This is a genomic window from Bradyrhizobium sp. USDA 4461, assembly GCF_054055655.1.
On record NZ_JBSRXM010000001.1, the window covers coordinates 8,079,179 to 8,092,964 of the forward strand.

Genomic DNA, 13,786 nt, shown 5'->3' on the forward strand with positions numbered 1-13,786 from the left:
CGGTGCGGGCGACGCCGGCCCCCCGCCTTGCCTTTGCGGCCGCCGCACAGCAATGTCCGGCACCGGCATCCTGATGCCATGCCGAGTGACGGGGCAGGACATGAAACGCAGTTGGACGAGCATCAGTGAGCTGCGCGATCGCTGGGGCGATTCGCTGCTGACCGTGCTCACTGTCCTGATCCTTGTCATGATGTTCGTGGTGGCACCTCTGCAGGCGCTCGGCTTGTTCGAGTTTCAGATCTTCGAGCTGCTGCTCGCCCTCTTCCTGGTCGGCGGCGTATTCGTGATGTCGGGCAGCGCACTTGCCGTCGTCACCATGCTGATCGCACTCGCGATGATCGTGACCGGCGCGATCCTGCGCCTGCGCTCGCCCTCGATCCTCGACCTCAATCTGTTCGCCGGCTCCTGGCTGTTGGTCGGCATCACGATGGCGGTGACGGTCGCGCGCGCCACCTTCGCCCCGGGGCGCGTCAATTATCACCGGGTGATCGGCGCGATCCTGCTCTATCTGACGGTCGCGGTGATCTTCTCGGCGCTCTACACCTTCATCGGCACGCTGGTGCCGGATGCGTTCGCCGGCATGAAGGTCGAGGACCGCCCGACGCTCGCGAGCCAGCTGATCTATTTCTCCTTTGCCACGCTGACGACGACAGGCTATGGCGACGTCGCGCCGCTGCATCCGATTGCACGCAGCCTGTGCAATGTCGAGGCGATCTTCGGCCAGCTCTACCCCGCCACGCTGCTGGCGCGGCTGGTCACGCTCGAGATCGCGCACCAGGATCAGGACTCGTGAGCGCGATGCGGGTTAGCCGGGCGGCTATCTGAACCGCAGGTTTGCGCGCGAGAGCTGGCTGATCGAGGAACACCCCATCAGCCGCATGTCCCGCACCAGCTCCGCCTGCAGCAGACCGAGCGCCCGCTCGACTCCGGCCTGGCCGGCTGATGCCAGCGGATAGAGATAGAAGCGACCGAGGCCGACGGCCTTGGCGCCAAGCGACAGCGCCTTCAGCACATGGCTGCCGCGCTTGATGCCGCCGTCCATCATCACGTCGATCCGGTCGCCCACGGCATCGACGATCTCGGCCAGCTGATCGAACGCCGCCCGCGAGCCGTCGAGCTGCCGGCCGCCATGGTTGGAGAGGATGATGCCGCTGCAGCCGATCTCGACGGCGCGCTTGGCATCCTCGACCGACATGATGCCCTTCAGGCAGAACTGGCCGTTCCACTCCCGCACCATTTTGGCGACGTCGTCCCATGTCATGCCGGGATCGAGCATTTCGGTGAAGTACCGCCCGATCGACATGGCGCCGCCGCTCATGTCGACATGGTCGTCGAGCTGCGGCAGCTTGAAACTTTCATGGGTGACGTAGTTGATGGCCCAGGCCGGCTTGACGGCGAATTGCAGCATGCCGCCGAGCGTCAGGCGGAACGGAATCGAGAACCCGGTGCGCAGGTCGCGCTCGCGGTTGCCGCCGGTGATGCTGTCGACCGTCAACATCATCACGTTGACGCCGGCCTGCTTGGCGCGCTGCATCATCGCCGTGTTCAGGCCGCGATCGCGGTGGAAATAGAACTGATAGACCTGCGGCGTCGCATAGGCCTTGCGCAATTCCTCGAGGCTCACGGTCCCGAGGGACGACACGCCGAACATCGTGCCGAATTTCGACGCTGCTGCGGCGACGGCCCGTTCGCCATCATGATGAAACAGACGCTGCAGGGCGGTCGGCGAGCAATAGAACGGCGTCGCCAGCTTCTGCCCCATCACGGTGACCGAGAGATCGACGTTCTGCACGCCGCGCAGGACGTTGGGCACCAGGTCGCACCGCTCGAAGCTCGCGGTGTTCTGCCGAAGCGTGGCCTCGTCATCCGCTCCGCCGTCGATATAATTGAAGATCGGCCCCGGGAGCCGCCGCCGCGCCAGCTCGCGGAAATCATGGAAGTTGTGGCAATGGCTCAAGCGCATGTCGTGCTCCGAAGGTCCGGACCGCGGCGTTCAACGGCTCTCTGTGCCGTTCACGCCACAGCATCCGGCATAGCGGGCACGCTTCGCCTTGTCCACCGCACCGGCCGCTGGGTCAAACCACCGAGCGGTGCCGCTCGATGCACGTCGTCAAGACCGCATCCATCGGCTTCGTCCACCAGTCGTTCGAGAAGATCTCGATCTCCGAATAGCCGGCAAAGCCCTCCGCCTCGACTGCCGCTCGCACCGACTTGATGTCGATGACGCCGTCGCCCATCATGCCGCGGTCGTTGAGGATGTCCCTGGTCGGCACCAGCCAGTCGCAGACATGGAACGCCAGCAGGCGATCCTTGCCGGCGCGGGCGATCTGGCTCGTCAGCTCGGGATCCCACCAGATGTGATAGACGTCGAGCGCGACCCCGATCGCGCCGGTACGGCCGGGATCGAGCGCGTCGCAGATGTCGAGCGCGTGCTTCGTGGTGTTCACGCAGGCGCGATCGGCGGCATAGGCCGGATGCAACGGCTCGATCGCGAGCGGCAGTTTTGCCTGCTTCGCATACTCCAGCATCTCGGCGATGCCGTCATGCACCTGGTTGCGCGCTGTCGCGATGTCCTTCGAGGCCGCGCTGCCCGGCCGCGAATATTGCGGCAAGCCGCCGACCACCAGCACGATGCAGGAGGCGCCGAGCGCCGCCGCCTCGTCGACCGCACGGCGGTTGTCGTCGCGTGCCGCGCTGCGATGCGCGTTATCGGCGGTGAACATGCCGCCGCGGCAATAGCCCGACAGATCGAGCCCGGCGTCCCGGACCGCGCGCACGGCGCGATCGAGGCCAATGGCTGCGACCTGGTCGCGCCAGGGATCGATGGCACGGATGCCGTGGCGCGCGCAGGCGTCAATGATGGCTGTGAGATCGCCCTGCTTGCGGACGGTCGCCGTGTTCAGCGACAGCCAGCGGTGGTCGTGGGAAAAGTCGCGCATCAGGCGTCGATGCCGCGTGTGGTCAGGATGGCCTGCATCCGGTGGGTCGCGAGCTCCGGATTGGCAAGCAGCCCTGCCTGGTCGGCGAGCCGGAACAGCTCGGCGAGATGCAGAGTCGAGCGCGCGCTCTCCTGTCCGCCGACCATCGTGAAGTGATCCTGGTGGCCGTTGAGATAGGCCATGAACACGATGCCGGTCTTGTAGAAGCGCGTCGGCGCCTTGAAGATGTGGCGCGACAGCGGCACCGTCGGGCCCAGCACATCATGGAAGCCGGCCGCATCGCCCGCGGCCAGCCGCGACAGTGCGTAGGACGCGGCCGGCGCGATGGCATCGAAGATGCCGAGCAGCGCGTGGGAGAAGCCCTTGTCGTCGCCGGCGACCAGCTCCGCATAGTTGAAGTCGTCGCCGGTATACATCTTGACCCGCGGATCGAGCCGCCGCCGCATGTCGATCTCGCGCTGCTTGTCGAGCAGCGAGACCTTGACGCCGTCGACCTTGGCCGCATTGGCGTTGATGATCGCAACCGCAATGTCCATCGCCTTGTCGAGATCGGCCGTGCCCCAATATCCGGCCAGCGCCGGATCGAACATGTCGCCGAGCCAGTGGATGATCACGGGCTCGCGGACCTGCGACAGCACGCGGTCGTAGACCCCAGCGTAGTCCTCCGCGCTTTTGCCGAGCTTGGCCAGCGCGCGCGACGCCATCAGGATGATGCGGCCGCCGGCCTTCTCCACCGCCGCGATCTGCTCCTCATAGGCCCGGATCACGTCGTCGATCGACCTGGCATCTTCCACAGCGAGGTGGTCGGTGCCGGCGCCCGAGAACACCAGCGCGTTGCCCCTGGCCTTCGCCGCTTTGACCGAGCGCCGGATCAATTCCAGCGAGGTCGCCCAGTCCAGCCCCATGCCGCGCTGTGCGGTGTCCATCGCTTCGGCGACGCCGAGGCCGAGGTCCCAGACATGCTCGCGGAATGCGATCGTCTTGTCCCAATCGATCGCGGCCGTCAGCCACGGATCGACGTCGGCGCGGGGATCGGCGACCACATGGGCGGCCGAGAATGCCACACGATTGAGTGTGCCCTCGAGCTTCGCCGGAAAGGTTCGCGATGCCGCCAAGCGATAGGTCTCAAGGCCACCATCGGCGGTCGGCAGATTCAACGACAGCGACGAGATCGGCAGGACTGGCTTGTTCATGACAAAGGTCCTCTCTCAGACCACGATCGGGGCGACGTCGATCCAGCGCCGCTCCTTCCAGCTCTTCAGCGCGCATTCGGCGAGCTGCACGCCCTTGGCGCCTTCGAGCAGGGTGTATTTGTAGGGCGCATCCTCGCAGACGTGGCGGATGAACATCTCCCACTGCTCCTTGAAGCCGTTATCGTAGACCACGTTCTCGGGCAGCTTCTGCCAGTCGGCATAGAAATCATGCATGCGCTTCTCGTCCGGATTCCACACCGGCCGCGGCGTCGCCTGGCGCGCCTGGATCACGCAGTCGGTCAGGCCCGCCACCGCCGAACCATGGGTGCCGTCGACCTGGAAGGTGACGAGATCGTCGCGATAGACCCGCGTCACCCAGCTCATGTTGATATGCGCGATCACGCCGCCCTTCAGCTTGAAGGTGGCGTAGGCGGAATCGTCGGCGGTCGCCTCGTACTTCCTGCCCTTCTCGTCGTAGCGCTCGGGGATATCGGTTGTTCCGATGCAGACCACGCTCTCGACCTCGCCGAACAGATTGTCGAGCACGTAGCGCCAGTGGCAGACCATATCGAGGATAATGCCGCCGCCGTCCTCGGCGCGGTAGTTCCAGGACGGCCGCTGCGCCTCCTGCCAGCCGCCCTCGAACACCCAGTAGCCGAATTCGCCGCGCACCGAGAGCATGCGGCCGAAGAAGCCGGAGTCGCGCAGGAAGGCGAGCTTCTTCAGGCCGGGCAGGAACAGCTTGTCCTGCACCGTGCCGTGCTTGAGCCCTTTTGCGTTGGCGAGCTTCACGACCGCAACGGCGTCCTCGAGATTGGTCGCGATCGGTTTCTCGCAATAGACGTGCTTGCCGGCGTCGATCGCCTTGGTCAGCAGCGAAGGCCGCGCCTGCGTGGTGGCGGCGTCGAAGAATACGGTGTCATCCTTGTCGGCCAGCGCACGGTCGAGATCGGTGGTATGCCGCTCGATGTTGTAGCGTTTTGCCAATGCGCCGACCTTCTCGGCGTCGCGGCCGACCAGGATCGGATCGGGCATGATGCGGTCGCCGTTCGCAAGCAGCACGCCGCCCTGCTCGCGGATCGCAACGATCGAGCGGATCAAATGCTGGTTGAGCCCCATCCGGCCGGTGACGCCGTTCATGATCAGGCCGAGGCGTTTGGTCGTCATACTGTCTGCTCCTGCGAAACGCGTGATGTTGGCCGCTGCAGCGGCTGCATGGTGGACCAGTCCGGATGGACCGAGCTGGCAAAGCCCCGGGCGGCGGCGATCGATCCGGTCAGGAGATCGCCGCCGTGGATCGCGAGGCGGACCTTGCCGCCCGTGCGCGCGTAGAGATCTGGATGCGCGGTAAGGAAGGCATCGGCCTCATCAGCCGGGGTGTCGGCAAAGCCATCGACGTAATGGTGTCCATTGCGCTCGGCATGGGCGACGCCGATCAGCGCGCCCAACGCAAGGTCTTGCTGCACGCCAAGCCCGGCCTGGCAGGTCAGGTCCTCGCCGCTGATGAAATACTGACCACCATCCGCGCTCCACGCCGCCGCGCGCGCGGCATTGATGATCGACTTGTAGATGCCCTTGCACGATTTCGAGGAAATACCGCGATAACCGAGCGCCCGCGCCTGCGGAAACGCATCGTAGGAATCATCGGCCTCGTCGATGATGAAGCTGCGCGCCGCCAGCGCCCCGAGCGGCGAGGCCTTCGTGATATCGCGCGGCATCGGCTGTTCGATATAGAGCAGGTTCGCTGCGATCGGCTGCAGCGCGGCGTCGTGGTCGAGCCGCTCGACCAGCGCGTTCAGGGCGGCAAGGTCGGCATATTGCTCGTTGGCATCGAGCGTGACCTTGACGGCGTAAGGCAGCTTTGCGAGTTCACTGCCGATCCGCGCCAGCCGCGCCGCATCATGCGCCGGATCGCCGTTCAGCTTGAGCTTGAAGTAGCGTGCGCCGGCATTCTCGTTGGGGTCTGCGACACCGCCCTCACCTTCAACCTCGTCGTCCATCCCGACCGTGTGCCTGACGGCGACACGGTCGAGCCGCTTGCGCGTCGACAGGAACCGCGCGATCGCCGCATCATCGAGATCCGGCGTCAGCCGCGCGTCGATGCCGGCAATATTGCCGGCCATGCCGTCGAAGAAGTTCACCCCGACCGCGCGCAGCAGCGCATCCAGGATCGCCTTGTCGATCTCGGCCGGGCCGAAGCCGGCCGCGAGCGGCGGAATGTCTTTCGCGGCACAGGTCGCGACCTGCCGGCCGATACTCGCGGCGTGCAGGCCGAACGCGGTGTCGAAGCCTTTGCTTGTCAGATAGAGCTCGCGCGCGATCGCGAGCGAGCAGCGGAGCTCGTCGACCGTCTGCTCGGCCGTCAGATGCGGCCGCTTGTCGAACCATTTCGGTGCCAGCATCTCGGCGCTGGCACCGGTCGCGCGGCCCTTGCCTTCCACCTCGATCTCGACCCGCACGAACAGCTGCGTCGACGCGGTGATCGTCACCGCGCCGAAGCGGAACGGCCGGGCGAACAGCAGCGGTCGTTCGAAGAAGGCGATATCGTTGACTTTGAGGCGAAGCGGCATGGAAGGCTCGGCGTTAGTCCAGCGACCCCTGCGTGAAGAAATGCTTGCGGATCCGCTGCACCAGCCCGGTGAAGACCGGATCGGACATCGTCTCGAGCGAGCGCGGCCGCGGCATTGGCACGTCGTAGATCGCGGCGATCGCGCCGGGCCGCTCGGTCATCACGAGCACGCGGTCGGCGAGGAACACGGCCTCCGGGATCGAATGCGTGATCAGCAGCACTGTCTTGCCGGTCTCGCGCTGGATCCGCATCAGCTCGACATTCATGCGCTCGCGCGTCATGGCATCGAGCGCGCCGAACGGCTCATCCATCAGCATGATCTTGGGATCGTGCACCAGCGCGCGGCAGATCGAGGCGCGCTGCTGCATGCCGCCGGAGAGCTGCCAGGGCAGCTTCTTCTCGAAGCCTTCGAGCCCGACCAGCTTCAACAGCGCCTTGGCGCGGTCGAGATATTTGTCGCGGGCGAGCCGCTTCATGTCGATCGGCAACATCACGTTGGAGAGGATGTTGCGCCACGGCAGCAGCAGCGCGTTCTGGAACACGATGCCGACATTGCCGTGCGGCTTCGTTACCGGCTCGCCGTCGACCAGAACTTCGCCTGTCGTCGGCGGCAGCAGGCCCGAGATCATCTTGAGCAGCGTGGACTTGCCGCAGCCGGAAGGCCCGACCACGACAAAGAACTCACCGTCATTGATGGTGAAGTCGAGCGGCCGCAGCGACGGCACGTCGCCGTCGCGCGACCGGTAGGTCTTCGAGACGCCTGAGAGCGTGATGCCCGGCGCGGCGCCGGCTGCGCGGTCCGACACCAGGCGCAGATGCGCGGCGGGTTGGTCAGCGTGAGTTGGCTTCGTCGCAGGATTCATCGCAGCTTTCTCCACCCGCCGTCCCTGCCGAGTGCGCGATTGCGCACGGAGCAGGGACCCATACGCCGCGGCTTCTCGTTCGGGCACGCGAGTAGAGACCTTTCGCAACAAACAAGATCGGTGGTTATGGGTCCCTGCTTTCGCAGGGACGACAGTGGGGAATGTTGGGTCACGAATTACCCTTCGGCAGATAGTCGTTGGTGTAGAACGCCTTCGGATTGGCCTTGGCCTTGGCGTCGAGGCCGCCATACTCGACCATCAGATCGACCGACTCGGTCATGTTCTGGTCGGTGACCTGGAATGGCCGCTTGTCCTTGGTCTCCGGCGTACGATAGAGCGGGATCGTCAGCTCGAACCCCTGCGTCAGCGTCTCGATCTTGCCGCCCTTCGGGTTGGCGTCGAGGATCGATTGCGCGGCGGCCTTCGGCTCCTTCTCAGCGGCTTCAACCGCCTTTGTCGTCGCCGACATGAAGCGGCGCACCAGGTCGGCGTTGGCCTTCACGTAGTCGGAGTTCGCGATGATGCCCGACGACACCATGTTGATGCCGTAGTCGGCGAACTTGATCGGATAGACGTCCTTAGCCGTGGCGTCCTTGATCTTCATCGACTGGTCCATGACATAGCCGAGCAAGAGATCGGCCTGGCCGTTGATGACGGCGTTGAGCTTGGTCTGGCCGTCGCCGGCAACCGTGTTGAAATCGCTTTCCTTCAGGCCGGTCTTCTTCAGGAACAGCGGCCAGATCTGGGTCATCGAATCGGCGGGGGTGATCGCGACCGTCTTGCCCTTGATGTCCTCCGGCTTCCTGATGTTCTTGTCGACGAAGCCCATCACCGACATCGGGCTGGTCTGCAACAGCACGCCGGTGGCGATCACAGGCGCGCCCTTCACCGCCGCGCGCATCATCGTCGGCACGTCGACATAACCGAAATCCGCGGTCTTGGCGGCGACCGCCTGCGTGGTCGCGGCCGAGCCGCGGCCCTCCTGGATCTCCAGATCAATGCCTTCGGCCGCATAGATGCCCTTGGCCTTGCCGTAATAGAACGGCGCGTGTTCGCCATAGACGTACCAGTTGAGCATCAGCACGACCTTGTCCGCCGCAGACGCGGGTGCCACCGCAAGCGCGATCCAGGCCAGTGCGGCGCCGGCGACCGCAATCAAACGCTTCATGGTTGTTCTCCCTTTATTGTCCGCGGCCCTTGCGTGGGCCGCTTGTCCGGTTGCCGCGCTAGGACGCGAAGCTGATGTCGTCGCGCTGGCTGACGTGCCAGGGGATCACCAGCCGCTCGATGCGGTCGACGATCCAGAACAGGATGACGCCGAGCAGCGCCAGGATCACCAATGCGGCGAACATCGTCGGCAGGTCGAAGGTGCCGATCGATCGCTGCATCACATAGCCGATGCCGGAATTGGACCCGACGAACTCGCCCACGACGGCGCCGACCACGGCGAGCGTCACCGAGACCTTCAGCCCGGAGAAGATCGCGGGCATCGCATGCGGCAGGTTGACCGCGCAGAACACCTTGAAGCGGCTGCCCTGCATCGCGCGCGCCAGATCGACCATGTCGGGATCGACCGATTTGAAGCCCTGCACGGCCGAGACCACCACAGGGAAGAAGCCGAGCAGGAACGCGGAAATCACCTTGGGGATGATGCCGAAGCCGAACCACACCACGAACAGCGGCGCGATCGCGATCTTCGGCACCGACTGGGAGAACACCAGCAGCGGATAGACGTAGCTCTCGACCGTCTTCGAGCCCGCGATCAGCATCGCGACGGGAATGCCGAACACCGCCGAAAGCAGGAAGGCCGCAGATCGTCGCATAGGTGGTCGGCCAGGATTGCCGCAGCAGCTCGGGCCAGTCGCTGATCAGAACCGCAACGACGTCGCCGGGCGACGGGATCTGATAGGCCGGGATATGGAACAGCCGGATCGAAAGGTCCCAGGCCGCCACGATGACGACCAGGAACAGGAACGGGCGCACCCATGCCGCATTCAGCACCTTCGACAGACCCGAAGGGCTCTTTGCCTCCGCCACGCCACGCTCCCTTGCCGTTTCTCAATTCGGTTAGAAATTAACCCGTTGGATAAATACTGTCCAGCCCCCGGCACGCGGCAAAATCGCACTGAAATTCCCACATTTCGTCAGATGAGAACTTTTGGGCTCGAACGCTTCGTAGCCCGGATGAAGCGAAGCGAAATCCGGGGGCCGGCCTCGCCATGGATAGAGGCGCCCCGGATTGCGCTTCGCTTCATCCGGGCTACGAGTCATCGCAATGATCGCGAGACCTCACACCACGCGGTGTTCCGCAGCGCGCAGCACCGGCATCGCACCACCGAATGCGGCGGTGGACTTGCCGGTCAGCGCCGCCAGCACCAGCGCGGTCATGTGCTCGAGGCGCTCGTCTCGGGCGTCCTTCTTCAAGAGGTCGCGGCCGAAGATCACGCTCAAGGTGGCGCTGTTGGAGAGATAGAAGAACGCGAGTCCCGCGATCGAGATATAGAGCTGCACCGGATCGACCGCGACGCGGAAATCGCCGCTCTCGACCCCGCGCGTCACCACGGTGCGGATCATCTCGACGAAAGGCGAGTGCATCGACTTGACCTTGGTCGAGCGCTTCAGGTGTTTTGCCTTGGCGAGGTTTTCCGTGTTCAGCAGTGCCAGGAACTCGGGGTTGCGCAGGAAATAGTTCCAGGTGAAGTCGATCAGGCGTCCGATCGCCTCGGGCGGATCGAGATGCTCGAGATCGAGCGTGCGCTCCTCGGCGCGGATCTTCTCATAGGCGCCTTCCAGTACCTCGAGATAAAGATCCTCCTTGTTGCCGACATGGTAGTACAGCATGCGCTTGTTGGCGCCGGCATTGGCCGCGATGCGGTCGACCCGCGCGCCCGCAAGGCCATGGGCGGCGAATTCCTGCTTGGCCGCCTCGAGAATCCGCAGCCGCATCCCCTCCGGGTCGCGCTGCCATCTCTGTATCCGCTTTGCCTTGGCCAATTCGATCGCCTGTGATGCTGAGCTGACGAATGTAGCATGACGCACGCGGTTTGAGAACGAATGTTGTCGTGACGGTCGCTTCGTCATTCCGGGGCGTGCGCAGCACGAGCCCGGAATCCATCAGTCCGCAGAACGTGCGGCTTGATGGATTCCGGGTTCTCGCTTCGCGAGCCCGGAATGACGAAGAAAAATGGACGCACTTCCCCATCACGCCCGCTGCCGGAACGACGCGCGTGTGAAACGCCGCCTAGTCTGGCTTTCCCTGTGAGGGCTGCACCAGGAGCGTCGGCACGCCGCAGGTGCCGTTGCGTACCGTCATCACGCGCGTGCCGGGCTTGCGGCCGGTGCGAATCTCCGAGACGTCGACGCCGGCGGCAACCAGCCGCGCATGCGTGGCGTCGATGTCGGCCACCCGCCAGCAGATGCCGCGCAGCCGGTCCGGCGCGTCCGCCTCCGCCTTGCTGTTTCCCTTGCCCGGCCGGTGCGTGACCTCGACGACGAGGTCGCCGCAGCGGAAGAACATCAGCCGGCCCCACTCGGGATGCGAGCGATCGAGCGCCATGTCGAGCCCGAGCCGCGCGCCGTAGAGTGCAGCGGCGCGTTCCGGATCGGCCGTCGAGACCACGACATGATCCATCGCGGTGATCGAGGCCGGTGTGGTGCGCACCGACAGCGGCCGTTCCTGCTCCCGCTCCAGGAAGAACATCCGGATGCCCCGCGTCGCATCGGTCGCGGCGCGCGTTCGCCGCCATGACAGCGTGGCGCCGCTGGTCTCGTCGCGGCTCTCGACCTCGGCGACCGGCTCGGGCTTCAGCGTCAGCCGGTCGAGCCGGCGGTGCATCCTGGCGATATCGCCGACACGGAAGCAAAGGCTCGCAAGCCCCTCGCCCTGCGTCACGAGCGCGCTGCGGACGCGCTGGGCTGCGGCATCATCGCCGCGCGGCGCCATCAATTCCAGCGTGGTGTTGTCGAGCGTGAACAGCACGCGATCGGCGCCGTCGCCACTGTTGCGCCAGGCCGGCGCCCGCGCGAACAGCGTCTGATAGGCGGCGCTGGCGGCGGTGATGTCACCGGTCAGGACGACGACGTGATCGAGGCCGGTAATCATGGCTGTGGTCTCCCCGAATCTGCCGTCATTGTGCCTCTCCTTAACCCGCCCGGAACCACGGCCCGCTCGGGGAATCCATCATCTCTACCTGTAAACCAAGCAGGGTTGCGAATATTTTCAGCGATTCGAGTGCTTCGGTTCTGATTTCAATCAGAACCGAAAATGCTCTAGTCTGGTTGCCGGCCGGGACCACACCAAGCGACGACGGACAACGAATGCAGGCTCTCTTCATCGGACAGACCTATATCGACGTCACCTTCATCACCGATCACATGCCGGTTGGCGACGAGAAGCACGTCGCCGACGCCTATGCGGTATCGTTCGGCGGCAACGCCGTGACCGCGGCGTTCTGCTGCGCCAAGCTCGGCATCCAGCCGGACCTGATCGCCACCATGGCCAATGACTGGCTGGGACGGATGTTCTGGGACATGGCCGACCGCTACGGTATCTCGTTCCATCCCCGCAAGGTCAACTCCTCCTCGCTGTCCTTCATCATGCCCCATGACGGCAAGCGCGCCATCGTCCGCTGCCGCGACGACCAGCACATCCATCCCTTTCCGCTCTTGAACATCAAGGGCTGCCGGGCGCTGCACATCGACGGCCACCAGCCGGACGCCGCGATCCACTACGCAAAGCTCTGCCGCGAGGACGGCATCCTGACCTCGCTGGACGGCGGCGGCCTGCGCACCAACACCCACGAGCTGCTCGCCTACATCGACATCGCGATCGTCGCCGAGCGGCTGTGCGAGCAGATGGACAAGACGCCGGAGCAGATGCTCGACTATCTCAAGAGCCGCGGCTGCAAGGTCGGCGGTATCACCATGGGCGAGCGCGGCCTGCTCTGGTATGACGAGGCGGGCGTGGTGCGCACCCTGCCGGCGTTTCCGATCCCGCGCGAGCGCGTGATCGACACCAACGGCGCGGGCGACGTCTTCCACGGCGCCTACATCTACTCTTACCTCTCGAATCCGAGCAAAGGCTGGCATGAGCATTTCAAGTTCGCGCGCGCGGCGTCGACCTACAAGATCCAGAAGCTCGGCAATGAGGCCGGCCTGCCGACGCTCGCCGATATCGCGGCCGTCAAGCAGGAGTTTCGTGCCGAGGCCTGACCGGGCGGATCGAGGCTAGGGCCATGCGGCACGTTTTCGTCGCCGGCAGCATCAATATGGACGTCGTGGCGACCGCCGAGCGCCATCCGCGGGTCGGCGAAACAGTGGCCGGCGAGGCCGTGCTCTATTTTCCCGGCGGCAAGGGCGCCAACCAGGCCGTAGCATCGGCAAAACTCGGCGTAGCGACCACACTCATCGGCAGGCTCGGCAGCGATGCGTTCGGCAAGGAGCTGAGAGCGTTCCTCGTCGCAGAAGGCGTCGATCTCAGCCTCGTCAAGACCACGGCTGGTGCGCATTCCGGCACGGCGATCATCACCATTGCCAATGCCGACAATACGATCGTGGTCGTGCCGGGCGCCAATGGGCTTGTCGACGCTCGTGATGTCGCGGTGCCCGCCCTGATGAAGGGCGACGTCGCGGTCAGCCAGTTCGAGATTCCGCTGCCGGCGATCACCGCGTTCTTCCGCCGTGCCCGCGCCGCCGGCGCCACCACGATCCTTAATCCGGCACCGGCAAAGCAGGCCGACGAGACGCTGCTCGATCTGGTCGACATCCTTGTTCTCAACGAGACCGAGCTCGGCGCCCTCACCGGAACGGAGCTGCGAGACAGCGACACGCCGGAGCGCATCTCGGAGGCGGCCCGACAGTTGGGGCAAGGCAAGACAGTCTGCGTCACGCTCGGCAAGCGCGGCGTGCTGGCGCTGGTCGAGGGCCAGCCGCTGCTGGTGCCGGGACGCGAGGTCAAGGCCGTCGACACCACCGGCGCCGGCGACTGCTTCGTCGGCGCCCTCGCCTCGCAGCTCGCCATCGGCAAGCCGCTCGGCGACGCGCTGGGCTACGCCAACGCCGCCGCCTCGATTTGCGTGCAACGGATGGGCGCCGCGCCGTCGATGCCGACGGCGGCGGAGGTCAAAGCCGCTCTCGATGCGTAGAAACGGAGGGTGGGCAAAGGCGCGTTTGCGCCGTGCCCACCATCGAGCGGGCTGCTCGTGATGGTGGGCACGCTATCGC

12 protein-coding genes and 1 pseudogene are annotated in these 13,786 nt (G+C 65.2%); 3 read left to right on the forward strand and 10 right to left on the reverse strand.

From position 1 onward, the window contains the following. Positions 1–100: 100 nt before the first annotated feature. Entirely contained in the window at positions 101–793 is a 693-nt protein-coding gene (locus ACVINW_RS37835; RefSeq protein WP_456756004.1) for an ion channel, read from the forward strand. A 24-nt stretch (positions 794–817) separates the two neighbouring features. On the opposite strand, the gene ACVINW_RS37840 is transcribed toward ACVINW_RS37835, so the two are convergent. The 10 genes and pseudogenes from ACVINW_RS37840 to ACVINW_RS37885 form a co-directional block, all read right to left on the reverse strand. After that, positions 818–1,963: an alpha-hydroxy acid oxidase gene (locus tag ACVINW_RS37840; RefSeq protein ID WP_456756005.1), complete on the reverse strand. Its 1,146-nt coding sequence runs from the start codon at positions 1,961–1,963 to the stop codon at positions 818–820. Positions 1,964–2,075: 112 nt separating this feature from the next. Further along, positions 2,076–2,939, reverse strand: coding sequence for a sugar phosphate isomerase/epimerase family protein (locus ACVINW_RS37845; RefSeq protein ID WP_456756006.1), 864 nt, complete (start codon positions 2,937–2,939; stop codon positions 2,076–2,078). After that, positions 2,939–4,132: a dihydrodipicolinate synthase family protein gene (locus tag ACVINW_RS37850; RefSeq protein WP_456756007.1), complete on the reverse strand. Its 1,194-nt coding sequence runs from the start codon at positions 4,130–4,132 to the stop codon at positions 2,939–2,941. The genes ACVINW_RS37845 and ACVINW_RS37850 overlap by 1 nt, the downstream gene beginning before the upstream one ends. A 15-nt stretch (positions 4,133–4,147) precedes the next feature. Continuing rightward, positions 4,148–5,299, reverse strand: a complete 1,152-nt coding sequence (locus tag ACVINW_RS37855) for a Gfo/Idh/MocA family protein (RefSeq protein ID WP_456756008.1) — start codon at positions 5,297–5,299, stop codon at positions 4,148–4,150. Beyond that, positions 5,296–6,702, reverse strand: coding sequence for a hypothetical protein (locus ACVINW_RS37860; RefSeq protein ID WP_456756009.1), 1,407 nt, complete (start codon positions 6,700–6,702; stop codon positions 5,296–5,298). Before ACVINW_RS37860 ends, ACVINW_RS37855 begins: the two co-directional genes overlap by 4 nt. 13 nt (positions 6,703–6,715) lie before the next feature. Further along, positions 6,716–7,564, reverse strand: coding sequence for an ABC transporter ATP-binding protein (locus tag ACVINW_RS37865; RefSeq protein WP_456756010.1), 849 nt, complete (start codon positions 7,562–7,564; stop codon positions 6,716–6,718). A gap of 169 nt (positions 7,565–7,733) precedes the next feature. Further along, the gene (locus ACVINW_RS37870) at positions 7,734–8,732 is read right to left on the reverse strand and encodes an ABC transporter substrate-binding protein (protein WP_456756011.1); all 999 of its coding nucleotides are present in this window, start codon (positions 8,730–8,732) and stop codon (positions 7,734–7,736) included. 58 nt (positions 8,733–8,790) lie between these two features. Then, positions 8,791–9,601 (reverse strand): annotated as a pseudogene (locus ACVINW_RS37875) (ABC transporter permease). A gap of 252 nt (positions 9,602–9,853) precedes the next feature. Next, entirely contained in the window at positions 9,854–10,558 is a 705-nt protein-coding gene (locus tag ACVINW_RS37880; protein WP_456756012.1) for a TetR/AcrR family transcriptional regulator, read from the reverse strand. Positions 10,559–10,805: 247 nt separating this feature from the next. Then, positions 10,806–11,666 carry a VOC family protein gene (locus tag ACVINW_RS37885; protein WP_456756013.1) on the reverse strand — a complete coding sequence of 287 codons (861 nt, stop codon included), beginning with the start codon at positions 11,664–11,666 and terminating at the stop codon, positions 10,806–10,808. A gap of 215 nt (positions 11,667–11,881) precedes the next feature. Here ACVINW_RS37885 and ACVINW_RS37890 point away from each other — a divergent pair, with 215 nt between their 5' ends. Both ACVINW_RS37890 and rbsK read left to right on the forward strand, forming a co-directional pair. Beyond that, positions 11,882–12,775, forward strand: a complete 894-nt coding sequence (locus ACVINW_RS37890; RefSeq protein ID WP_456756014.1) for a sugar kinase — start codon at positions 11,882–11,884, stop codon at positions 12,773–12,775. 23 nt (positions 12,776–12,798) lie between these two features. Then, positions 12,799–13,707: a ribokinase gene (rbsK, locus tag ACVINW_RS37895; protein WP_456756015.1), complete on the forward strand. Its 909-nt coding sequence runs from the start codon at positions 12,799–12,801 to the stop codon at positions 13,705–13,707. Positions 13,708–13,786 lie beyond the last annotated feature (79 nt).